Annotated in this window: 17 protein-coding genes; 3 read left to right on the plus strand and 14 right to left on the minus strand. The window is 36.3% G+C overall.

The window, feature by feature from the left end:
• Window positions 1-373 precede the first annotated feature (373 nt).
• From K350_RS28350 to K350_RS0111350, 11 genes are all read right to left on the minus strand, one after another.
• The gene (locus K350_RS28350) at window positions 374-823 is read right to left on the minus strand and encodes a PepSY-like domain-containing protein (protein WP_162144159.1); all 450 of its coding nucleotides are present in this window, start codon (window positions 821-823) and stop codon (window positions 374-376) included.
• Between the two features lie 80 nt (window positions 824-903).
• On the minus strand, window positions 904-1,887 hold the full coding sequence (locus tag K350_RS0111305; protein WP_028980016.1) for a hypothetical protein: 984 nt from the start codon (window positions 1,885-1,887) through the stop codon (window positions 904-906).
• 517 nt (window positions 1,888-2,404) lie between these two features.
• Window positions 2,405-5,602: an efflux RND transporter permease subunit gene (locus K350_RS0111310; RefSeq protein WP_028980017.1), complete on the minus strand. Its 3,198-nt coding sequence runs from the start codon at window positions 5,600-5,602 to the stop codon at window positions 2,405-2,407.
• Window positions 5,603-5,614: 12 nt separating this feature from the next.
• Window positions 5,615-6,574, minus strand: coding sequence for an efflux RND transporter periplasmic adaptor subunit (locus tag K350_RS28355; protein ID WP_051313056.1), 960 nt, complete (start codon window positions 6,572-6,574; stop codon window positions 5,615-5,617).
• A 12-nt stretch (window positions 6,575-6,586) separates the two neighbouring features.
• A complete protein-coding gene (locus tag K350_RS0111320; protein ID WP_028980018.1) occupies window positions 6,587-7,840 on the minus strand; it encodes a TolC family protein in 1,254 nt (417 codons plus the stop codon).
• Window positions 7,841-7,914: 74 nt separating this feature from the next.
• A complete protein-coding gene (locus K350_RS0111325; protein ID WP_028980019.1) occupies window positions 7,915-8,310 on the minus strand; it encodes a hypothetical protein in 396 nt (131 codons plus the stop codon).
• 428 nt (window positions 8,311-8,738) lie between these two features.
• Window positions 8,739-10,601, minus strand: coding sequence for a fatty acyl-AMP ligase (locus K350_RS0111330; protein WP_162144160.1), 1,863 nt, complete (start codon window positions 10,599-10,601; stop codon window positions 8,739-8,741).
• 276 nt (window positions 10,602-10,877) lie between these two features.
• Window positions 10,878-13,208 carry a PAS domain-containing sensor histidine kinase gene (locus K350_RS28360; RefSeq protein ID WP_156027006.1) on the minus strand — a complete coding sequence of 777 codons (2,331 nt, stop codon included), beginning with the start codon at window positions 13,206-13,208 and terminating at the stop codon, window positions 10,878-10,880.
• A gap of 259 nt (window positions 13,209-13,467) precedes the next feature.
• Entirely contained in the window at window positions 13,468-14,097 is a 630-nt protein-coding gene (locus K350_RS0111340) for an FISUMP domain-containing protein (RefSeq protein WP_028980021.1), read from the minus strand.
• A 155-nt stretch (window positions 14,098-14,252) separates the two neighbouring features.
• Entirely contained in the window at window positions 14,253-15,461 is a 1,209-nt protein-coding gene (locus tag K350_RS0111345) for a patatin-like phospholipase family protein (protein WP_028980022.1), read from the minus strand.
• A gap of 110 nt (window positions 15,462-15,571) precedes the next feature.
• Window positions 15,572-17,968 carry an endonuclease MutS2 gene (locus K350_RS0111350; protein WP_028980023.1) on the minus strand — a complete coding sequence of 799 codons (2,397 nt, stop codon included), beginning with the start codon at window positions 17,966-17,968 and terminating at the stop codon, window positions 15,572-15,574.
• Window positions 17,969-18,160: 192 nt separating this feature from the next.
• Here K350_RS0111350 and K350_RS0111355 point away from each other — a divergent pair, with 192 nt between their 5' ends.
• Window positions 18,161-19,420 (plus strand): anthranilate synthase component I family protein, encoded by a 1,260-nt coding sequence (locus K350_RS0111355; protein ID WP_028980024.1) that lies wholly within the window; start codon window positions 18,161-18,163, stop codon window positions 19,418-19,420.
• A gap of 257 nt (window positions 19,421-19,677) precedes the next feature.
• On the opposite strand, the gene K350_RS0111360 is transcribed toward K350_RS0111355, so the two are convergent.
• The 3 genes from K350_RS0111360 to K350_RS0111370 form a co-directional block, all read right to left on the minus strand.
• Complete coding sequence (locus K350_RS0111360) at window positions 19,678-20,694, minus strand: alcohol dehydrogenase catalytic domain-containing protein (RefSeq protein ID WP_028980025.1); 1,017 nt, start codon at window positions 20,692-20,694, stop codon at window positions 19,678-19,680.
• A 139-nt stretch (window positions 20,695-20,833) separates the two neighbouring features.
• Window positions 20,834-21,643, minus strand: coding sequence for a hypothetical protein (locus K350_RS0111365; RefSeq protein WP_028980026.1), 810 nt, complete (start codon window positions 21,641-21,643; stop codon window positions 20,834-20,836).
• Window position 21,644: 1 nt separating this feature from the next.
• Window positions 21,645-21,905, minus strand: a complete 261-nt coding sequence (locus tag K350_RS0111370; protein ID WP_156027007.1) for a hypothetical protein — start codon at window positions 21,903-21,905, stop codon at window positions 21,645-21,647.
• Window positions 21,906-22,626: 721 nt separating this feature from the next.
• On the opposite strand from K350_RS0111370, the gene K350_RS0111375 reads away from it, so the two are divergent.
• Together K350_RS0111375 and K350_RS31045 are read left to right on the plus strand one after the other, a co-directional pair.
• The gene (locus K350_RS0111375; protein WP_028980028.1) at window positions 22,627-24,360 is read left to right on the plus strand and encodes an amino acid permease; all 1,734 of its coding nucleotides are present in this window, start codon (window positions 22,627-22,629) and stop codon (window positions 24,358-24,360) included.
• 67 nt (window positions 24,361-24,427) lie between these two features.
• Window positions 24,428-24,904 (plus strand): DUF2062 domain-containing protein, encoded by a 477-nt coding sequence (locus K350_RS31045; protein ID WP_051313057.1) that lies wholly within the window; start codon window positions 24,428-24,430, stop codon window positions 24,902-24,904.
• Window positions 24,905-25,055: the final 151 nt, after the last annotated feature.

Below are 25,055 nucleotides of genomic sequence, written 5' to 3' on the forward strand. Positions count from 1 at the left end.
CGACAGTTTAAACAAAAAGTAAATTCTTTAAAAAATTCAATTAAAAATCCAGATTTAAATATTTTCAACTTTATAGTTTTATTTCAATTAAACATCAAAGATTAAAGTGATAGAATCGCTTTAATCTTGTCAAAACTATGCCTTAACAATTTTTTTCAGAAATTACACTTCCGTTATTCAAACCAACACGACACCAACAGATTCCACTTTTTAAATCATCATCTTTTATTAAGCAATTCCCTTTTTTTACATCTACATTTTTCAGATTTGCCCCGAGGAATTGTACAACTCTTATTGAGATTTTACCGAAAAGTGAACAAAATAACGACCCAAAAACACAAGAGTTTATTCATTACCGAAAGAATCAGGAATATCATTTCGTCTGAACAAGCTTCCCTTCTTTTGTATAATAGAGTTTCACTTTTCTTTTCTTTTTTTCAACTTCAATGATATAAAGCTTTCCACCCTCTTTTTGATGAAACTCTTCCGTATCTTCCAACTTCCACTTTGCATATTCAGAAAGAGAGAAAGCTTTTTTCACATCAGAAGCCATGTCTTCCATGTCTATATCTATTTCTGTTCCTATATAAGTACCATCAGGACGAAATATTGCTTCCATTTCTTTTCCTTTATTCATAAATTCTGCTTCATAAACATTTTCCTTTTTCTCTAACTCCCATTCATAGACAAACATATTAGGATACAATTCATAAAAGCTATTTCTGACAGCATCTGGTACATCATTCTCTGGTAACTCCTGTCCAATGACGTGTAGATTCATGATAGACATAAGACCTGCTGTGATTATTATCTGATACTTCATTTTTTTTATTCTTATTTGGATATTCATCAAAACCAACAATAAATTATGCTTAATACTCTTTTATAACTCATAACTATAACTTACTTCTTCTCCAGATATGTTGCCAGTTTAGTCAAGTCTTGCTTCATAAGAGTAATATTGGCTTGCAGCTGATCAAGCATTCTGGCTCTGGCTTTCAGGCTTTCAGAAGTATACAGACCTCCTTTACCAAAAAACAATGATATCATATTCTGTTTATGTTTGTTTTCATTTTTTTCCCATTCATAAATAGCCTTCCAGCCTTTCAGGATTTGAACCCTAAGTGAAGGCTCTTCGGGTTTCTTAGGATTGTAATAATTGAAATAATACCAGACATGCGCCGGAAAAAGCAGAGAGGTTTCTTTTCCATTCCATATCTCTTCCAGGTGATTCCGAGGATGATAAAATTCCACTTTTGGTTTAGATGTAAAAATCATGAAGCCCAATACCGCTTCAGCAATACTGCCTCCAACTTCTATTACATATTCCATATTTTTGTTTTCATCAGTGGCAAATAAAATTCCTGAAGTAATTGTTGCAATTGCACCTACACTGATAGCAGCCACAGTTAGCTTTGTTTCTCTGTCATCCTCTCGTTTTTTAAGGTAGTAGGAAATCTGATCAGCCCTTTCTTCTTCACAGTCAATTTCAGAAGCAACTGCAGATATCTCAAGAGAAGCACGCTGAATAGCATTAGAAAGCTTTCTGTCTAAATCCAGTATGTTTATTTTGTTTTCGATACTTGGAGTTGAATTGTATTTTTTTTCTGCTTCTACATACTCTGAAAGCAAATCTATAATTCCAATTGAATTTGCTATTTTCAAACCTCCTTCCGAAAACCTTACCAAAAGTGCAGTATCCAAATTTAGATTATAAAAAGGCTCAGGAAAGTCTTTTACAGTGTAGTTATATAGATTCTGCTGATTACAGTTAGAATTCAGCTCTTGTATAGAAGATATTTTCGAACTCTTACATGAAAAGAGGATAAGTACAGGAATTACAATTCCAAAATACTTAAATATTCCTTTAACTCCCTTTGAATACATATTGAAGGAAAACGGTCTTTCATTAAATTGAAAAATGTAATAATGTTTTAAAAATAGAATTCAATTCTGGAAAAAATTAGAAAGAAACCTTCTTATGAGGTTTAGAGAGATAAAAGTATAAAAACAGACCTGTTATTCAATTATCGAAAAATGAGGTATAGAACCACCAAATACAACAGTTTCCTGATAATCAAACAAACAGGTCGTTTTATTTAATAAACCGGATAACAACAAATCGGAACTGATGATTGAACCACCAAATGCACCAGTATCTAAAATGAAATTCCCAGGCTATATCATAGAGCATATCAAATGATGGGCAACTGAGCTTTATTCAAAATTCAATACCCTACCAACTCGATAGACAAATATAAAATATAATAGAGGCGCATTGCAAGCCTTTTTATATCTTTTCGAGGAGATTACCTAAATCGATTATTTATTAAAAATTAAAAGCCTTTACCAAAATAGGTACCCCCTATCTGGTAAAGGCATTTCAATATTATTTAATTAGCAGTTAAAGTTTTTCCTGTGATTTAACCAATTTCTTTAATCTCCATTTAAAAAAGCTGAAATAAATACTTGGCAATACAATCGGAATTAGAAACAAGCAAGTCAGCAAACCTCCTATAATTACTGTTGCCAATGGCCTCTGAATATCTGATCCGATACCATTGCTTGAAGCTGCAGGAAGTAATCCTATCAGAGCCACAGTAATCATCATCAGAATTGGTTTTATCTGAACAAGTGAAATTGAAATTATTCTTATCCTAAGTTCTTTCAGGTCAGTATATCGGGAAGGCGAATCCTTTAGCTCCCTGTTATAAGCAGAGACAAGTAATACTCCTGCCATAATTGCTACACCAAATAATGATACAAAACCTACGCCTGCTGATACATTAAAATAATAACCTCTCACCCAGAGAGCTGCAAGACCACCAAGTATTCCAATTGGCAGGCAAAGAATTGTTATCAGCATACTGATTGCATCCTTATATAGAATAAACAGCAACAGACTTATCAGCAGCAGGGTAAATGGAATTGTGTATGATAATTGATTTGTAACCCTGTCGAGGTTTTCAAATTGGCCACCCAATGCAGTTTTGAACTTCCTGGGCAGCTTCATTGCTTTTAATTTTTTTGCTACCTCTTTGGCAAAGCCTCCCTGATCTCTTCCTCTTATATTCGCTCTTACAGTTATAATCCTTTTGCCTTCAACCCTGTAGATATTTGTTTGGCCATCAACCATGCGGATATCTGCCAGTTCGCTCATAGGTATCTGACTCCCGGTAATAGAAGGTACCAACATTTTCTTTACATCCTCTATAGAGCTTCTGCTTTCTGGCAGGAATCTGATTACAAGATCAAATCTTTTGGTCCCTTCATAAACAGTACTTATTGTTTTACCCCCGATTGCGGCTTCGATCATGAGCTGAATATCGCTCACATTGATGCCATATCTTGCTGCATTCTCTCTGTTAATATTCACGACGATCTGTCCTTGTGGCCCTTCCTGCTCTATACCTACATCGCTGGCACCTGGTATTTTTTCTATAATTCCTTTTACTCTGTCTCCTACGCTTCTGATCTCCGTAAGATTTTCTCCAGCAATGGTCACCGCAAGGTCGGCTGCACTGCCGTTAACCACTTCAGTCACCTGATCGATAATAGGCTGACCGAATGCAAAATAAGCTCCCGGAAATGCTGCCTTAAGTTCATTCTTTAGCTGTAAAACAAGTTCAGCTTTTGAAGTATCATTAACCCATTCGTTATAGGGATTAAGATTCATAAGAATTTCAGTCCTATTGGCACCGAAGGGATCTGTACCTTCATCGTTTCTCCCTGTTTGAGTAAGAATGCTTTTAACCTGCTTGTGTTTTGCAATAATTCTTCTTATCTCAGGAGCCAGCCTAGCGCTTTTATGAATTGAGATTCCGCTGGGCAGATTACATCTGAAGAAAATAGATCCTTCATCAAGAGGAGGCAAGAATTCAGTACCTGTGCGAACTGCAAGAACACCGATGGCAGCAATAATCAGGAAGATTAAAAAAAATCCAAAATTGGGAATACGCATTGTTCTTATGAGCGTTAATTCATAAGGATTAATTTTCTTAAGGGGGCTAATCGCCTTTCTTCCAATTTCTGCTGCAGATGAAAAAATATTTTTTCTGGTGTTATAAAAGCCATTTCCGACTTCTTCAAATTTCTTTTTATAAATAAATGAGATAAGCACAGGCACCACTGTAATCGAACAGATAAATGAGCCTAGTATGGCAAATGAAATAGTGAAGGCCATTGGAGAAAAAAGCTTCCCTTCTATTCTTTGCATTGCAAATAAAGGTGTGTATGCTATTATAATGATAGCCACTGAAAAGAATAACTCCTTTCCGATCTCCTGGGCAGAATGGGTTGTAAAATTATAAATCCCACCTTTTCTTTCTCCTACAGGGGCCGATTTAATAGACCTCACCAAGTGCTCCACCATAATACATGCTCCGTCAACAATAATTCCAAAGTCAATTGCACCAAGAGAAAGAAGGTTAGCCGGAATGCCAGTTATTTTCATCATAATAAATGAAAATAATAGTGCCACAGGAATAGTAATAGCTACAACCAAAGCAGAGCTAAAGCTGCCCAGGAATAATACCAGGATAATTACAACTATAGTGATTCCTTCAATTAGAGTATGAGATACCGTCTCAAGTGTAAAATCTATCAGATTGGATCTGTCATAGATCACATGAATCTCAACTCCTTCTGGCAAATCATTACTGATTACCTCATTGAGTTTTTCCTTAAGCCTTTTCAAGGTTTCTTTGGTATCTTCTCCCCTCTTTAATAATACTATGCCTTCCGTACCAGAATTTTCACGTATCCCTTCTGCAGGAATTGAGTAACCTAGTATACCGGACGGATAAGGGGGGCCAATCTCGATACTTGCAACATCTTCCAGAAATACCGGAACACCTCCGGAAGATGAAATTACTATTTTCTTGAGATCATGAACATTCGTAACAGCACCAATACCTCTGACAGCAAAGCCTTGTTCACCTCGTTCAATTATATTACCTCCTGTATTCAGGTTATTGTCTTCAACAGATGAGATAAGATCTTTTAGCGTAAGGTTATATTTCTTTAATCGTTCCGGGCTGGTCAAAACCTGATATTGCTTCAGGGGACCTCCAAAAGAACTGATATCCGCAATACCGACTGTTTGTAATAGCTTAGGAATAATTACCCAATCATTAAGAGTCTTGAGATCCATAGGTGTATAGTTCTCGTTTCCCCTAACCACATATCTCAGAATTTCTCCTGTGGGGGAAGAAAGAGGCCCAAGCTCAGGCGTCACTCCGGGTGGAAGCTCAGCATTCTTTAGCTTTTCTGAAACATATTGTCTGGCAAAGAAATCTTCAACGTTGTCATCAAAGGTAAGCTGCACCACAGATAATCCAAAGATTGTTCTTGACCTTCTGAATATAACGCCAGGTACACTATTCAGACTTCTTTCAATAGGCATTGTCACTTGTTGTTCAACCTCTTCTGCTGCCCTTCCCTGATATTGTGTTATAATAACAACATTGGTATCAGATATGTCCGGATAAGCTTCTATCCTTAGAATGGTATATACATATATTCCCCCCACAATGATGGCAAGAACACCGGCGATAGGCACCCATCTGTTCTTAATCGAAAATGCAATAAGTTTTGAAATCATCTTGTCAGGTAATTAATAGCCAAAACTTAAACCTTTCAATAACATTGCACCCTCATAAACAATGGAATCGCCCTCTTCTATTCCGTCCAGCAGAATAATATCTTCGCCCATTTCATTTTCAGTAATGACTTCCTTGCGCTTAATAATGCTGTTGTTTTTTACAAAAACATAATTTTTTCCTTCAACAGATATTACAGATGAAACCGGCACGGATAAAGCATTTTCTTCTTCGATAGGGAATTTTACTTTAGCATACATACCTGGCTTAAATCTTTCCCCAGGATTAGCAAGAGTAATTCTCACCTTTGCTGTACGTGTCTGTTTGTCGAGAACATCTCCTACTGCAGTTATCTTACCAGTGAATCTTTCACCCGGATAAGATGTAAAAAGTACCGTGCAAGATTTACCATTTTCAAGACTTCCGATAATATTTTCAGGGACGTTTGAAATAAGCCAGATGTTGCCAACAGGTATATCTGTCATTGTAACAGGGTCAAATCCACGCATCCGTAATTGGCCTTCTTTTTCGGCCATTTCCGTTGCAGCGTCAGTAAGCCCTGTTTCTGCCTGCTTCAGCTCGGTGCCAGTTGCTGCCTTGTGTACATACATATCCTTTACCCGTTGCAAATAATCTGAGTCTCTTTTATAATGTGCTACACTTTGCAAGTACTCTGTATAAAGCTGATTCAACTCTTCATCGTCAAACAGAATAATGGTATGCGCCTCTTTTAATCTTGGCCTCAGAATACTGGCGACGACAGTAGCAGGAGCCATATATTCACTGTTAAGAGCTTTTTTCTTTGCTACCATAGTTTTAAATACTCCATTTTCACTTTTCAAAACTATGACCTGTCCATTATTCTTGACAACAGGGTCTAAAAAATCACTATTACTTGTTTTCTCCTCGTTTTTGGAGCAAGAAACAATCAACAGAAATATGATTATATAAATAATGTTTTTATAACCGAACATAAACCAATGATATTAAATTGTTAATCTGTCTAATATTGACGCCACATACAACAATTCAATCTGACTTCTTTTCAGATCATATTGCGCCTGGTTGTAAATGAGCATGGCATCATAAAAAGTTCTCTGCGCTTCCAGGAAATCAATGATAGTGGTATTGCCTTTCAGATAAGCATACCTGACTATCTCAAGCACCTCTTTAGATTGATTTAAGATCAATTGAACCTGAACTACATTGTCCTTTTTCTGAAGATAGGTGTTATAATTATTTCTCAACTCAACCATCACTTGAAGTTTCAATGCCTCCAAAGCTACTTCAGACTTTAGCTTCATTACTTTGGCCTTTTGAATCTCACCTTGATTTCTGTCAAAAAAAGGAATAGGTAAAGTGAGATAGGTCCCATAGTATCCAACTGAATTCTGAGGATTGTAAATACCTCCAGCTTCTATGTTTGGCATTGCATAGGCTTTCTGAAGTTTCTCATTGACTTTACTCAGATCCTTTTCATAATTCGAAGCAGCAATATCCGGTCTTTTCTCAAAGGCAAGTTTAAGCATAGTATCCAATGGTTCTATCAACGACTCTGAAAACAAGCTATCGGAATCTTCAATTAAAACCGAATCACTGGTACCTAAAAATATCTCAAGCGTTTTAAGCTCATTAAGGTAGGTCCTCGTGGTGTTTCGTTCCTGCAAGGAATATTGTTCGAACAGGATTTTAGTTCGGATCAATTCAGATGGTGTGATTACCTCATTTTTCAGCCTTACCTTATTAATATTGACTAGCGTATCAATATTGGCTTTTACTGTTTCCAGAAGATTCAGATTCTTTTTATAAAGCCAGAGTTCGAGGTATTTGAGCGACACGTTCAATAACAAACTACGCTCTGTCTCCTGAATATTCTTTTTAGTGATATAGGAGTTTACCTCAGCATATTCTATTTTATAATCTCTTTTGTGAAATGTCTGAAACTGCTTGGTAAATTGATACCATACCTGCCGATTGGTGGCATTTAAATAACCACCTGCTTTTTCAGGGTATGGATTGTTTCTTGCAGCACCAATCTGAAGAAATTGATTATTAAATACGGGATTTGGTCTTAGTCCTGCAGATACAATATCAGCATTTGCCATCGAGGAATCATAAACAACAGCTTTCAAAAAGAGGTTGTTTTTTCTCGATAAACTTAAAGCCTCTTTGAACGAAACCTTTGTTTGGGCAAAAACAGAATGTACGCATAGAATAAAAACCAGATAAATGTTTTTCATTCTGATGGAATAATTTAAAAGAAGTAATAAAAGGGATTTTTGTTTTCTGAATGAGGTTCAGAAATTTAGTCTATTCAGGAAAGTACCAGCAGTGAAATGTATCGAGGAACACCTTTCCTGTAAGAGATAAAATTAAGTTCTCTTATATTTTCTGATAGAATCTTACTATTGATCTGATCTTTGGGAAATAAAAAATCTACATCTAAAAATGGAAGTACGACAAAGCAAACCTTTATAAAGGAGACTGATTCTTCTTCCGGAGAAATCTGATAATCATATTCATCATCATCCTCATCTTCCGGATTTGAATCAGACATACCAAAAATATCTTCAAAGATTAATTCAGTAACCGAATTAATCTCTTCTTTTTCCAGACTCTTCCTGCCCGAAAGGGAAGAAAATTCCGGAAACAAGAGGCTTGAATTCAGAATAAGAATTACAAAAAGATATTTAAGAATCTGAAAATTCATTTTAGTTATACAAAACTATCCATTTTACAGAAATATTAAAATCCGTTTTTTACCGAAGTTCCCCGTCAATCTCAATAAAAAACAATTCTGAATTATTTTTTTCCTATAGCAACTTTTATCTATTCTGTATTTCTATAGTGACTATTGTTCTGAAGGTATACGGTCATTTACTACATCAGGACAAATTGTCAATACTTTTTTTTACACACAGATTATAGGATTTCTTCTTTGGAAGATAAAGAAGTACTCTTAAAGTTATCAATATGACAAAAGACAAAGTGTACAAAATTGAGAGGGCAGTTGTATCTTCAATAACTCCGTCAAATAGAAAGTGCAAGGGGCCCGCTATAGTTGGCCCGAATTGTAGTTGTTAAAAATTTACTTTCCGGCAAATAGATTTCGATACTTATAACGCCTATTTGCCGATTTTAACTTATGGTTATAGCTCCTCTGCTTCTCCCCTCAGTCAATTGTGGTGGCAAGTACTTTAGAGCTGAATAGTTTATCTCCTTAGATGGAGTAAAGCCACTTTGTCGGCAGGCAACTACTTTCAAAGTGTTTTGTAAAAACTGTGCCTTCGTGGAACTTCTCTGGATTTTCCCATTGAAAGTTTTAGGAATGGAGGAAGGGAATGTTAGGCACACCATAGAAGGCTCTATACCATTTATTGTAATAACTTCGGTCCGTATTTTTTCCAGAAGCTCTTCCAGATTCACTTTATTTACAGCATCTCTAGAAATTTCCTGTACTACGACTAAGAATTCTTTATTCTCCCTTGTTACTGTAAAAGCTGCACAGCAACCTTTTCTTAAAGCAGGATGACTATGAGATACGCTGTATTCAATATGATGCGGATAATGAAATGCACCATTTAATACAATAAGATCTTTCAACCTTCCAGTTATGAACAATTCATTATTTTTAATAAATCCAAGATCCCCTGTTTTGAAGAATTTGATTCCATTGTAAATTTTATAAAAAGACTCTTTTGTGAATTCTATATTGTTATAATAATTCAAAGTAAAACATGGATCAGCAATCAAGATTTCTCCGACAGATCCATCTTCAAGCTTCTGGCTGCTTTTGGAATCAATGATCATAATCTGATAGTTATTCAGAATATTACCACTACTTGTGAGCTTTACGCTATTACCTCCATGGGGTGTTTCAACTGCGATATTATTTCTGAAAAGAGTTTTACTGAAGGAGCATGTTGTTACTCCTTTTCCGATGCTTCCTGCAGATATAAATGAGCTAGCCTCTGTAAGTCCATATACAGGAACAAAAGCTTTTGAAGAAAATCCACAAACGGCAAATTTATTTATAAATCGTTCCAGAGTTTCCTGTTTTACTGGCTCACCACCATTAAAAGCGACTTTCCAATGTCGCAAATCAAGTTCGGCAAGCTGTTCATCCTTGATTTTATGACAACACATTTCAAAGGCATAATTCGGCCCTCCGCTAACTACTTTGCCTTTGAGATTACTTATTTCCTTTAGCCAGTTGAAAGGTTTTTTGATAAAGGTTAATGGAGCCAACAATGTTGTTTGTATGCCTGAAAAAACAGAAGCTATAATTCCTCCTATGAGTCCCAAGTCGTGATACGGATGAAGACAGCTTACCAAATGTGTTTCAGAGTTTAAATCAAAAGCCTTAATAAATTGCAAAGAATTTAAATAAAGATTTCTATGTGTTACTTCTATCCCTTTGGAAAAGCTTACAGTTCCTGATGAATATTGTATCAATGCTATTTGATTATTGCTATAGGAATCTTCCTTTTTTTTCCTGAAAACGCCATTTGCCTTTATTAGATCTGAAGGTATCCAAGGTAAATCGTACAAGGCTTTAAGTTTTCTCTTTCTTTCTATTTCAGCGGAATTTTGCATTCTTGTCTTTGACTCAAAATCATCCAGTGTGGAAAGTACAGAATTAGTGCAAAGGACAAGGTTAGGGTTGCAATCGTCAGCAATAGTAATAAGACGATCAATATTTTCGCTATCAGGAGGATAGGCAAGCACCGGTATAATATCAGCATATAGACATGCGAAAAAAGCGACTATAAAATCAATACCTGAAGGATATAGCAGCAGGGCCTTATCTCCTGAGACTGTCTTTTCCTTTAGCGCAAAGGCAAGGGTTTTAGCCTTTCGCCCCAACTCTTTATAAGTCAGAGAAACATATCCTTCCTTAATTTCATGTAGAAATCTGAATGCTACAAAATTTGGTCTTGAAGTAATCAGCGAATCCAGCTTGTCTGTGAGAAAAATATAATCTTTTGCTGTCGTTTCCATATGGTTTGACTTTATTGACTTGTCAAAAGTAGAGACGATGAATTGCAAAATCCATACGGCAAAATAAGGATTTGAAAAATATCCCATTTTACGGGAGGAGTGTGACTCAGCGGAAAGCTGAAAGCTTAAAGCGAAAAGTAAAAAAAGCAGCATCAGTTAGGGCAGGAATAATATTCACAGTAACCCTACTGATGCTAATGACTTTAACATTCTCAAAATTAATGGAGTTATACGATCTTGACTTTCAGCTTTAAGCTTTAAGCATTCCGCTTTCCATTATTGCAGTTCTAATTCTCCTTTGGGCAAAAAAACTTTAAATACAGAACCCTCGCCTTCTACACTTTCCACATCTATTCTTCCACCAGCATTTTCTATGATTCTTTTAACTATATATAGTCCGACTCCACTCCCTTCTACATGATCATGAAATCTTTTGAACATATTAAATATCTTATCTATATTTTCCGCCTTTATACCTAGTCCGTTATCCTGACAAATAATAGTATTATAATATTCATCAGAACTGCACATTATTTTTACAATCGGATTCCTTTCAGGACTCCGGTATTTGATACCGTTGCTTATCAGGTTATAAATAATACTTTTAAGATTTTTTCTCACAAACTTGATTTCATTGCAATCATCAAGATGATAAATTATTTCTGCATTATTTCTGGATATCTGATCTGAAATAGTAATTTTCACATCATCTATAAGCTCTGAAAGGCCAACTAATTCTACATTTTCAAGACTTTCTTTCTGAATTTTAGCGATCTCTGTAAGATCTTTAATTGTAATCTGGAACTTTTCAACAGATATACCAATCATTGCCTTTATATCTTTAAGATCCAGGTTTAGAGAAGAAACTTCACCAAGCTCTTCGAATAAACTATTGATCAAACCTTCAATATTAGAGATTGGAGCTTTTAAATCATGTGATGCCGTATATATGAAATTATCCAGATCATTGTTAATCCTCTTTAACTCCATAATAGTTTTTAATAATTCATCTGTCCTTTCCTTTACTTTATTCTCCAGGTCGGCATTCATTGTTTGTAGACTTTCTTCAAGGAATTTTCGCTCAGTAAGGTCTCGGGTAATTTTGGAAAAACCGATTAATTTACCTGAAGTATCATGTAAAGCAGTAATTAAAACATTTGCATAAAATGTACTTCCGTCCTTACGTACTCTTAATCCTTCATCTTCAAACTTCCCATGTTTGGTTGCCTGAACAAGTTCATATTCGGGATACTTTTGTTGTTTCTTCTCTTCAGTATAAAATATGGAAAAGTGTTTTCCTATTATTTCACCTTCATTGTATCCTTTGATTCTCCTAGCACCCTCATTCCAGGAAGCAATAGTTCCATCAGGCTCAAGCAAAAAGATTGCATAATCCTTTACCCCCTCTATCAGGGATCTAAATCTTTCTTCACTTCTTTTTAATCTTTCTTCTGCAAGCCTTCTTTCAGTAAGGTCTCTGGTAATTTTGGTAAACCCTACCAAATTTTTATTTTCATCAAATAAAGCTGTAATAACCACATTTGCCCAGAAACGGGACCCATCTTTTCTAAGCCTAAAGCCTTCCGCTTCAAATCTGCCATGCAGCGTTGCCTGCTTAAGTTCATATTCAGGAAAGTGTTTTTCCTTGAGATCATTTTCATAAAATATAGAAAAATGCTTTCCGATTATTTCATTTTTCTCATAACCTTTTAATGACTCAGCTCCTTCATTCCAAGAATTTATATATCCTTCAGGAGTCAGCTTAAATATGGCATAATCTTTAACTGCATCAATGAAATTCCGGAACCTTTTTTCTGCCTCTATTCTCTCAGTGACATCAATACTAAATCCAATTACCCCATTGTTATCCTGAATAAAATAATTCTGAAACTCCCTGACTTCCCCATTTACAGCTTTGGCTCTTCCTAAATAAGAAACAGGTTTTCCTCTCAGTGCCTGTTCGATATTTTCAACGTTTTCGGGGAATATAAAATCATGATAAATGTTAATGTTCTTTAAATCATTTTCTTTATGTCCCAGGGATTCCAATCCTTTGCCTGCAGAGTATGTGATTTTACCTTCTTTGTTAAGTCTTGTTACTATAACAGGAACGCTAGTTAATATCCCATGAATGATTTCATTTTTATCGCCCAGCTCTTCGGCCTTAATCTCTTCAAGAGCTTTAAGTTCCATTTCGGTAGAGGTTTGGAAATAATCAGAGATTTCCTTTACCAAGCAAATCAGTTCTGATTTGGAGCATTCATAGTATTTTAAATAATCCAGCAGAACAGTCTTTCTTATATAATGAATTGAAGTAATATCACTTACAGTAAAGGCATTTCCGGGTATTGAGCTTTTGCCATCCTTCCACAAGTCTATTTTCTCAGTTGAAGCTTTAAATGGAGTATCATTAATTATACCCTGTAAAATTTCCTCGAATTTTCGTTTAGTATTTGCATAAAGAATCTCCTCTGGAAATTGTATTAAAAACCTACGGGCTGAGAAATTCCCCTTTTTTGCCACTGCAATCGCATCTTTAGATAAATCTTCGATGTAATTTTTCAACAAAAAAGCTGAATAAGATTTTAGATAGTTAGGATAATTCATTTTTTGAGATCAAACCTTTCGGTGTAATTTTTCTCCTTAAAAAAACACTTTAAGTGGAGAACCACAAAACTAGATAAAAAGATTCATCTATGTCCTGGATAAAATTGACGAATTTTTATAATTAACTATTTTAAGGGAAATAAAGCTAAATTTAAAATAAAAAAACTTCACCCAGATACAATTACCTAAAAATCAACCACTTCAAAAAATATAATTAAATAAAAAATGTCCCAATTAGGACATTTTTTATTTAATTCAACTACTTGTTTTTCTTTATAAAGCGGATATTAAACCTACTTGCGTCATTTTCCAGGTATTCATAAATTCTAATGTTATGATTTTTCAAATCTGCACTTTCCTGAATACTCACTGTTGCAGTATCATTAGTCCAAAACTCGCTAATATCGCCCTCTATAGGAGATTCGACAGAAATTGCATAACCGCCTGGATAAGCATTAAATCCTGACTTATTATTCCCATTAATATTTAACCAGCGCGTTTGAGAAACAAGGTTTTTTATGGCATCCTGCTTTATTGCATTCTGACCACTAAAAACAACACCTTGAGATTCTGCAAGCTCAATAAAATCCTCAGTCGTAGGAATTTTCCAGCCAACTGGTATTGTGATATTCTGAAGTTCCTCGAAACTATAATATTTACCATATTCCGGTCTTGAGTTCAAATTATCATAAGGTATCCCACCGGGACCTTTGTAATTGCCCGCTGTCCAGGTCTGATTGCCAATAGTTACTATTGGGTATTGCTCCCCGTTGATTTCTACAAACTGAGCTTGAGGTGTAACTTCCTTTTTATCATCCTTTTTACAGGAAAGCAACAGACCTAAAAATACAATTGCCAAAACTTTGAATGAAACATAATTAGTTTTCATACTGATTATTTAAAAATTTAATAATTTAAAAAGCTTCCTAAAGTTAGTGAATTCATTTAACAATTCTGTTTTAAAAAAACTGTATATCTATATACCTGTCTGCTCAAGATTCCTTCTGAACACTTACTAGTAGCGATCAAAAAAGCAATCATTAATTAATTACATCGTTTGAGCCATTCGATTTTTGCAGCAGAGAAATTACTATGGCCTATCTTACATTGAAAAGTTTTAGCACTATACCGAATGCTTTGATTTACCACTTTGTCAGTTAACCACCAGTTTCCAAACTTAACAATATTATCCATTTCAGATTGTTTCAATGCATCTATTTCATACTTTGTCAACGCTAAAAAATCCTTTTCTTCATTGGGTAAAATACCTTCAGGAAATATCCATTTGCCTCCTTTTAGAATAGGCTGGATCATAGGGTTCATCCGGATGATACATGGCTTATTTTCAGTTTCATTTCCGCCCAAAAGCATGTGAGCCATAAAATTTGCAGCATCAGGTGGCTCCGAAATGATGGACAGACTTAATTTTCTCATATCTCTGGCGAGATTGGATTTCCCTATTGGCAGAATAAGTTCTTTTCTCGTTGCAACTGAAGAGTCAGTAAATCCATCTACAGGCAGCAATAACCCGGAATTTCCTATACTTAGCACCTGTATATCTTCTGAATTACGTTTAAGATCATCAAAAATCCTCAATGCTTCCGTAATGCCTATCAGCACAGGATTGTTATTACCTGCAACTGCTCCATCCCAGTATTGATGTGATGTATTATGATCATAATTAAAACTTACTGGTTTGTCAAAATAGTTTACGGAAGCATTTGTAGACGCATTGACAGCTTGCGCTAAGGTATAATCATAATTGCTTCCATCCTGTGCTGTTTTGAAAAATGCACCTCGGCGTAAGTCATAATCAAAACTGGTCAAGACGATATGAGGTTTAATATTTAATTTCTCCCTAATCTCGCACATTTTGATTTTACCGGATTTTTTCAATGCTCCTTCAAGCCCGTTGATCTTCCTTTTCGCTTTGTATTTGGGTCCAACGTTAAACAATCTGGACAAGCTTTCAAGATTCCAATCCCAAAAAGTTAACTTACTGAATATCCTTTTCCTTAGCTCCTCATCAAGGAACAATTTTATAACCTCATCAATGTCTTCATCAGCTTTTTCAATCAAGCCTGCAAGCACAAGACTCCCGCCTGAGTTCGCCGCTATAACATCAAATTCATTCAAAATTTTCCTACAATTAGTGCCTACGGACTTTACATCTTTATATATTTCTTTCAGAGCCATAACCTGTAATACAGCCCAGGTACCGCCTCCATCAAGTGATAGTACTTTTTTTCCCATAGTGATTAATATTAAAAGTCTGTTTTAAAAATCAAATAAATCCAAAGCAAAGAAAATAAAAAAGGATTGCCTTTAATCAACAATCCTTTTAAATAATAATCAACATTTTTTTATTTCATTCCGACGATACTGACTCCCGGCCCTCCTCGGTCAGCATGCTCATCCGTTATTGACCTGATCTGTTTATATTTTCTCAGATGCTCTCTTACAAGATTTCTAAGTATTCCATCGCCTTTTCCATGAATGATTCTTATTTCAGGAATACCCAGCATGATTGCGGAATCCATAAATTCTTCCAGATCTTTCATCGCTTCATCCCCTCTTTTGCCGCGCAAATCCAGGTTAGATGAGAAAGACATCATCTTCTCATTCATAAGCATAGCAGTGCTTCTTCTGGAAACCTCGTCAAACTGTTTTTTCACAGTTCTTCTGGAAACCTTCTCAAGACGATCAAGCTTTACTTTTGATTTTAAATCCCCTATTACTATCTCTGCCGTTTTACCTGATATTCCCAGCACCTCACCAACAGTATCAGTGCCTTTTAATCTTATAGAATCTCCTATGTTGATTTCTCCTTCAAGAACTAATGTCTCTTCTTTCGGCTCTTCCTTTGTCAATAAAGCTTCTGGCTGAAGCTCAATATCTTTATAAAGATCAAGCTCCTTCCTTAGTGTTTTGGTGATTTCCTTGTCAGCATCACTGCTGCGTATAGCCCTTATGGTATTTTCTATCTTTTGATTTGCATCAGCTACAAGCTGTTTAGCCTGCTGCTTAGCCTCGTTAAGCAAACGTCTTCTGTTTTGTTCAAGATCCTCCTTCAGCTTGTTATATTCCGTAAGCGTTTTATCAAGCTGCTGTTTATCCCCTCTGGCTTCCTGATTTTGCTTTATCAGCAAATCTTTTTCTTTCTGAAGTTCATTGGCAAGACGCTCAAAGTTTACCTGACTTCTTCCCAGCTTGGATCTGGAACGTTCTATAGTAGCTTTGTCCAACCCTATTTTAGCCGCAATTTCGAATGCAAAAGAACTCCCCGGACGACCTATTTCAAGTTGATATAAAGGCTCCAGCATATCCAGATCAAACCTCATGGCACCATTGGTAATACCGGGAGTTTTCTCTGCCATTGTTTTCAGGTTGGAATAATGGGTAGTAATAACACCCCATACTTTCTTTTCATTAAGTCTCTCCAGCACTGCTTCCGATATTGCAGCACCAAGCTGAGGCTCTGTTCCGGTTCCAAACTCATCTATCAGCACTAGTGATTTCTTCCCTGAAAAATTAAGGAAAGCCTTCATATTGGTAAGATGAGAGCTGTAGGTACTCAAATCATTTTCAATGGACTGTTCATCACCTATATCCAGGAAGATATCCTGGAATATACCAAACTCAGAAAATTCATCTGCACTGACAAGCAAGCCGCACTGGAACATGTATTGCAATAGTCCTGTCGATTTCAGGCATACAGATTTACCTCCTGCATTCGGACCTGAAATAACGAGAATCCTGCTTTCTTCCGTAAGCTCAATATCCAAAGGAATGATTGTCTTTCCTGATTTCTTAAGGTTAAGAAATAATAAAGGATGCCTTGCACTTTTCCACCTCACTACTGGTTTGTCGCTGATCTTAGGTAATTGAGCCTGTATCGCAATGCCAAATTTTGCTTTTGCTCTGATAAAATCTATAATACCAAGAAAGGCATATGCTTTTTGAAGATCAGGAACAAAGGGACGGATATGATCTGTAAGTAGAGTAAGAATCCTAATTATCTCACGTCTTTCTTTGTACTCCAGTTCTCGAATGATATTATTCCCTTCCAGAACTTCTGCAGGCTCAATAAAGACAGTTTGCCCTGAGGCAGATTCATCCTGGATAAATCCTTTCAAACGTCTCTTGTGCTCAGCCTGCACAGGGATTACCATTCTTCCATTACGGATCGTAATTTCCACATCCGACTCTGTATACCCTTCTCTCTTGGCCAGCTTTAACAGCCTATCCAGCTCTCTTCTGATTCGACTTTGCTCGGAGATAAGACTCCTTCTGATTTCAAGCAACTCAGGAGAAGCATTGTCACGCACCTGACCGCGATCGTCGATAATTTCATCAATAGCTTTATAAATCTTCTCGTCTGCATTTACTGACTTCGCCTGCTCTTTCAGATAAGGATAAGCTTCATTCTCATCAAAGAATTCAAGGCAACGGATAATTGTCCTGAGAGAAAGCTTTATATCGAAGAAAGCTGAAGGCTCCAGAAAAACTCCATGAATTCTGATATTCTGGAGGTAAGGGGTAACATCGATATAATTAGAAGAAGGAAACAGCACCTGCTCTGTAAGTATCCTTGTAAATTCCCAGGTCTGGTTCAGAAGACGGGAAACAAGTGATGCATCCGTCGAATAACGGATTCTCTCTACATAATGCTGACCAAGAGTACTAAGGCATTCCTGCTTTAACAATTCTCTGATCTGATTAAAACCTAATTTGGTTTCTATATTTTCGGGATAATTCAATGCTAAAAACGCTAATATTTTCTTTGTGTCTACCTGACAACATTTTAAACAGCAAAATTATCACTTTTTGCTTAAGAAATATGGAAACCAGGGAGAGGATTTGAATTATTGATTTTGCGCCAGAATATTCCTTTGGTTAGATTTACTGACTCAAATAGCACAATAGCACATAATACACTCATTATCAACTGCATGATTTTTAATATTCATAATAGGGAATTATTCAGAAAAAAGGCACTTCAATGGGCAGAAACTTTTTCTCACTTTGCCTGGCTTGATAATAATCAAATTCCCTATCTATACAATGGTTTTCCTAATGTACTTGCAGCTGGAAGAAAATCAATTATTAGTCCGAATCAAAACGGATTCACTTTACTTCAAGAATGGATAAAAAAGAATAATGGCTGGTTATTTGGATTTTTGACCTATGATCTCAAAAATGAGATTGAAAAACTCCAAAGCAAAAATCCCGAATATATTCAGTTCCCTCAAATCTGCTTCTTTGAACCAGAACACCTGCTCTTGATTCATGACAATCGAGTGACAATTCATTCTGATAATCCTGAATCTATTTTTCAACAAATAAATTCTATTGAAATAGATCCTGCTGAAATCATAAAAAAAATAAATAACGCTCCTGTCTCTTCTGTTTCTAAAGAAAGCTACATTCAGAAGGTAAATAAGATCAAAGAACACCTAGGTGACGGGGATATCTATGAACTGAACTACTGCATTGAATTTACGGCAAAAGGTAGCATCTCCCCACTTTATACTTATATTAAGTTGAATGAAATTTCACCTATGCCTTTTTCTTCTTTAATTAAGGTTGATTCTCTTTATCTGATATCAGCTTCACCCGAGAGATTTCTGAAAAAGGAAGGAGACAAGTTAATTTCACAGCCGATCAAAGGAACACGTAAAAGAGGCGCTACACTTGAAGAAGATGTTGCGTTGATTGAAGAGTTAAAGACAAGCGAAAAAGAGATTGCGGAAAACATGATGATTGTGGACCTTGTCAGAAATGATCTTTCAAGAAGCTGTAAACCAGGCACAGTGGTTGCTGAAGAGCTTTTCGGAGTTCATACCTTTAAGCAGGTACATCAGATGATTTCAACCATTACAGGTATTAAATACGAAAACATAGATTCTGTGCAGGCGATTAAAAATGCTTTTCCAATGGGCAGCATGACCGGAGCGCCCAAAATCAGAGCGATGGAGCTTATCGATGAAATAGAGGAAAGCAAAAGAGGGATATTTTCAGGAGCTGCAGGTTACTTTAATCCCAATGGAGATTTTGATCTCAATGTAATCATCAGAAGTATTTTTTATGATCAGCAAAATCAGAAGATTTCATTTCAGGTGGGAAGTGCTATAACCTATGAATCAGATGCAGAAAAGGAATATGAAGAGTGTATGGTGAAGGCGGCAGCGATGCTTAAGGTCCTTTCATAAAAGATGGACCCAATTTGTCATAAACAAAATGTCTACGTAGAGACGACATGCATGGCGTCTCATAACGTTCAATTGTAAGAAACTTTTCTATTTTTTTTCAATGCTAATTTTTCAATGCTAAAAATAAATTTCCTTCTCAATTGATGTATCTATTAATGGATTGGACCATCGTTATTGACATATGAGACGCCAGCATGGCGTCTCTACGAGTTGATCAATATCAAATTTAAGAATCAATCTCCCATCTACTTTACGACCTATACCTTCACTATCAATTTCCCAATTGTCCCTCCCGCTTTGAAATCTTTTAGTGCCTGAGGCAGCTCATTAAATTCATAAGTTCTGCCTACTATAGGAGCTTGCAGGTTCAATTTAAATATATCATTGAGCAACGCCTTCATTATATCAGCTTTTTCATATAACCATATAAGATTGAATGCCATCAGAGATTTATTAGCTTTTATCATCGATAAGGGATCAACTCTGGGACGAAACAAATATTTAAATATTAAAAGAGGATAAAAAGGCGCCTGGCCTGATGGGGTAAATTGTGCCGAACCATAGGATATTACCCGGCCCATAGGTGCAAGCAAATCATAACTCCAATGGAAAAACTTATCCCCGGTTGTTTCCATCACAAGATTTAATTCTCTTCCCTCTAAAGCATCGGTTACATCTTTTTTAAATTTCCCTGAACGAATTAAAAAACCATCATAACCTTCTTTCTTTAAAATTTCAAATTTTGATTCACTACCAACAACACCAATGGTATAAGCACCCATCTTTTTTGCTATTCTATTAGCCAGCAGTCCCACTCCACCGGCAGCACTGTGGATCAATACTGATTGTCCATGTTGCAGATTACCTAGTGTCACCAGACCATAATACGCGGTAAGCACTTGCACAGGAAAGGCTGCACCTTCTTCAAATGACCAATGCTCCGGCAAATGTATAATGTATCTGTGATCAATATTCAGGAGTTCGGTATATCCACCAAAGCGGGTTACCCCCATTACCTTGTCACCAACTTTGAAATCGTTTACATTTTCACCGACTTCTTCAACGACACCTGCATATTCCAGCCCGGGAATAAAAGGGTCTTTCGGTGTCGCACTGTATAATCCCATGATGGCAAATATATCGGCATAGTTAAGTCCTATCGCCTTTACTTTTACCGTTACTTCTCCCTTTCCAGGTTTGCCAAGACTTTGCGAGGTTAACTTTAATTTATTTAAAGATCCTGGTTTAAATACTTTATAACATTGATAGTCCATTGCTAATATTAAATTACAAATAAATATAAATAAGGGTTTAAGGATTAACGGGATTACTTCTCGAATCCTGTCTATCCTCTAATCCCATAAATCCCTGTTCAGACCTTTTAAATCTATTTGATGGCAAGACAGGAACATTTTAATTACTCTTTACAGCTGTCAAAAACTCTTTATCAAATATGTGTGCATATTTATCATAAGGAATGATAACTTCCTCAGCAGACGAACGGCCTCCCCAACTTAATTTCCAATAAATAGCTACTCCTTCCTTTTTTACTGCTATAGGAAAATTGAGTGTACTTGTAAAATGAAATAATTGAGGATTATCAATTTCTCCATACTGCTCAAATAAAGAAGGCACAGCTTTTCTCAATTGACTTATTGAAATATTATAAACATCAGTATCGAATTGATCTTTTATAATATCCTTTAACAATAAGGTCTTACTACTAACCAGATCAAAAGTCAATGGTACCTGATCATGAGCAGAACCACTTCCCGCGCCCGAATACTCTTCAGTGGAAAATATAAAACTGAGATACTTTGAGTTTTTAAAGTTTAAAGCATACTTCAAATAAAATTCAGATGGCCTGTCTTCACATTTATAATTCCAGTTCACCTTTTTAAAAGAACCTTTCAGCTCATTTACTCCAGTCATTTTTCGAATGGTGTTATTCAGGAATTTGTTTAAAGTTTCGTCCGGAGTTTTAACAAAGGGACAGGATATTACTTTTTCATCACTAATGACCGAATCATAATCAATTTCACACACAGCCTCATGGTCATATTTATATTCAAAGTACTGCTTAGTTGTTATGCTGATTTTATTTGTATCAATCTGTCCGTAAACATTTGTACATAAAAGGAAAAGAAAAAACACCCTGAACATCTTAAAATCCCTATTTATTTCAATACCAGATAGTGTCACTTCATAATTAGGTTTACTCATATTAAAAGTCCAATTCCGATGAAGAACTGCCATTCCTAAAAATTTCAATCCTTCCATTTCTACCAAGTGTTGCAGGAAACAACTGAATATAATCTCTTTCATGTCTTATTGTCCATGAAAACCCCAGAGATGCATTTTTAACAGAAAAAGTTAATTCTTCTCCCGGATTAACAGTAAGTATAAATGCTTCTGGCTCTAATAGTATTTTCAGATGAGGATCACCTTCCCAGACAGTAAAAGTTATAGAATTTTGATTTATCATTCCCATTCTCCCTCTTATAAATATTGCAAAATTGTATATTTTTTCATATTCAATTTACCCAAATACTTCAAATCTTCAAAAGCAGCCCCTCCTCATTGATTATAAGTACTTTAATTTTATCGAGGGATTCCTGCAATCAAATTTCCGGACCATCAATTCCGTTTAAGTGTTCCGCATTTTCAATTTGAGGTACTCAAAATCCAAATTGCGAAACCGCAAATTCATTTTAATGTCCCCTCGGACCATTAGAGAGGTCCGCAAATTCAATTTGAGGCTCTTCCGATTCTTCCGGAAGTTCCGATAATTCAATTTGCGGATGGCACAATCTAATTTGCCAGGCCGACAATCAAATTATCCGGTCCGATAATTCAATTTACCGAACCGAATTTTCAATTTACGGAACGACAGATTCAATTTGAGGTTCCGATAATTGCATTTGCCGCTCAGATAATTCGATTTGTCATTCCGATAATAGAATTTACTGCTCAGATAATTCAATTTGCGGTTCGGCAAATTGAATTTGCCGTCCGCACAAATCAATGGGTAGGTCCGCGAATTCAATTTGCTGAACCGCATTTCCAATTTGCGGAACGCCAGATTCAATTTGCCACCTTCCAACTTCAAATTTCCATCCCCCAATCCGGTCAAGATCCCATTTCCCACCCTGGATTTTTCAGTTTAAGCATTATGCTTTATCTTTCATGTCAGAAAGGACAATCCATTGAAAGCAAAAGATTTTTTCAGAAAAAAGACTATTGAGGATTCTATCAGGAGCACTGTAGAAATCGAACAACTTGAAAACCATACACTCTCCAGATCTCTAAAACTTAGAGATCTTACTTCTTTTGGTATTGCTGCAATTGTGGGAGCGGGAATATTCAGTACCATTGGCAATGCGAGCGCCTCAGGCGGACCTGCAGTTTCTTTGTTATTTGTTTTTACCGCCATTGCATGTCTTTTCTCAGCTCTTTGCTATGCAGAATTCGCTTCTTCTGTACCGGTTGCCGGAAGTGCTTATACTTATGCTTATGTGTCATTCGGAGAACTACTGGCATGGATCATAGGGTGGGATTTATTGATGGAATATGCAATCGGCAATGTTGCGGTTGCAATCTCGTGGTCAGATTATTTTACGTCCTTATTGAGAGGTTTCGGATTGCAACTTCCCGAATACCTTACCATGGATTTTCTGACTGCCTCCAGAGCCTATACCGAAGTGACTGCATTACTAAATGCAGGCACTCCTTCTGCCAATATTAAACCTTTACTGATGGAAGGATACAATGCCTGGAAAAATGCACCATCAATAAATGGTATTCATATCGTATTTGATTTCCCTGCTTTTATCATCACAGCTCTTATTACCGCGTTGGTGTATGTTGGTATAAAGGAAAGCAAAGTCACCGGAAATATTCTTGTGGGAATTAAGTTATTGGTAATATTGCTTTTCGTCGTTGCAGGTGCATTTTATGTTCAGCCTGATAACTGGAGTCCCTTTGCCCCTAACGGAATCAGTGGGGTGATGAAAGGAGTTTCTGCCGTGTTTTTTGCCTATATCGGCTTCGATGCTGTATCTACTACTGCTGAAGAAGCTATCAATCCTAAGAAGGATTTACCCAAAGCAATGTTCTTTTCCCTTCTGATTTGTACGATATTATACGTAATCGTAACGCTGATCCTTACTGGTATGGTAACTTACAGCGAGCTTGCAGTGGGCGATCCATTGGCATATGCTTTTGAGAAATACAATCTTAGTTTTCTTTCCGGCATTATTGCTTTTAGCGCTGTCATAGCTATGACCAGTGTATTGCTTGTATTTCAGCTGGGGCAGCCAAGGATCTGGTTAAGCATGAGCAGAGACGGACTGCTGCCTCGAGTTTTTGCCCGAATTCATCCTAAATTCAAAACACCATCTTTCTCCACTATCGTCACTGGCTTTGTTGTAGCTCTGCCTGCGATGTTTATGAACCTTACCGAAGTAACAGACTTGTGCAGTATAGGTACTTTATTTGCGTTTGCTATTGTATGCGCTGGTGTGATGATAAATCCACCCAAAGCGGCAGACTCCTTTAAAGTGAAATATGTCAATGGGAAAATCATTCTCCCGATTTTGTTTTTTGCAACATTGCTCTTTGTCCTGATAGCAAAAAGTGAGGTTTTAATTTATATCAATATGACAGGAGATTATTTGTATCCATTACAAAAAGAATTCCCTATTATCATCTTTATTATAATCTTTGCGATTACTGGCTGGTATGCCTTCAGAAAAAATTTATCCCTTATTCCGGCTCTAGGTTTTCTTATCAATTTATACCTCATGACAGAACTTGGAGCAACTAACTGGAGCCGCTTTCTGATATGGCTTGTACTCGGATTGATCTTTTATCTTTTTTACGGAAGACACAGAAGTAACCTGAATAAAAAGTCAACAGACCAAACCTCTATCACCCTGTAATTGAAGCCCTTTTAGCTTCTGATGATTAAATTAAAAACAAATAGGAAAGGATTTTACTTTGCTTAGTATGAACCTTTCTTTACTGCGTAAGACTAAGTTTGTCCGATTTCTTACTAATTTCATTAAACAGGGTGCAACTCCTGAAAAAATTGCTTTGACTGTAGCTCTTGGAGTTATTTTAGGAGCCTTTCCGGTTATTGGTCCTACAACATTGCTTTGCACACTAGCAGCATTGATATTCAGGGTAAATTTGCCAGCTATTCAGTTTGTAAACTATACAACTTACCCCATACAAATAATCACGATTCTGCCTTTTTACAAATTCGGCGCTTATATTTTCGGAGATAAAACCTTTGATATTCCATTGGAAGAGTTTACCGGTATGTTTCGTCAGGACATCTGGGGTTCTCTGCTTTTCTTTGGAAATGCGATATACCATGCTATAGTCGCCTGGTGCTTGGTAGCGCCCATTGCTGGAGGACTGATCTACTTTTCAGTTTTATATTTATTCAAAAAATTTTCAGGGAAAAAGCAGATTGTTTAGCGATAACTGTATCTGCGAGAAATGATCAATAGATACACAGAGAACACTCAGGAGGCACAGAGAATATATTGCTATTTTTAAAATTTTCTTCTTAGATAAAACTCAGTTTCAAACCTTTAAAAGAGGATATAAAATTTTCACTTATATTATG

This window comes from Sporocytophaga myxococcoides DSM 11118, assembly GCF_000426725.1.
Lineage (GTDB): Bacteria > Bacteroidota > Bacteroidia > Cytophagales > Cytophagaceae > Sporocytophaga > Sporocytophaga myxococcoides.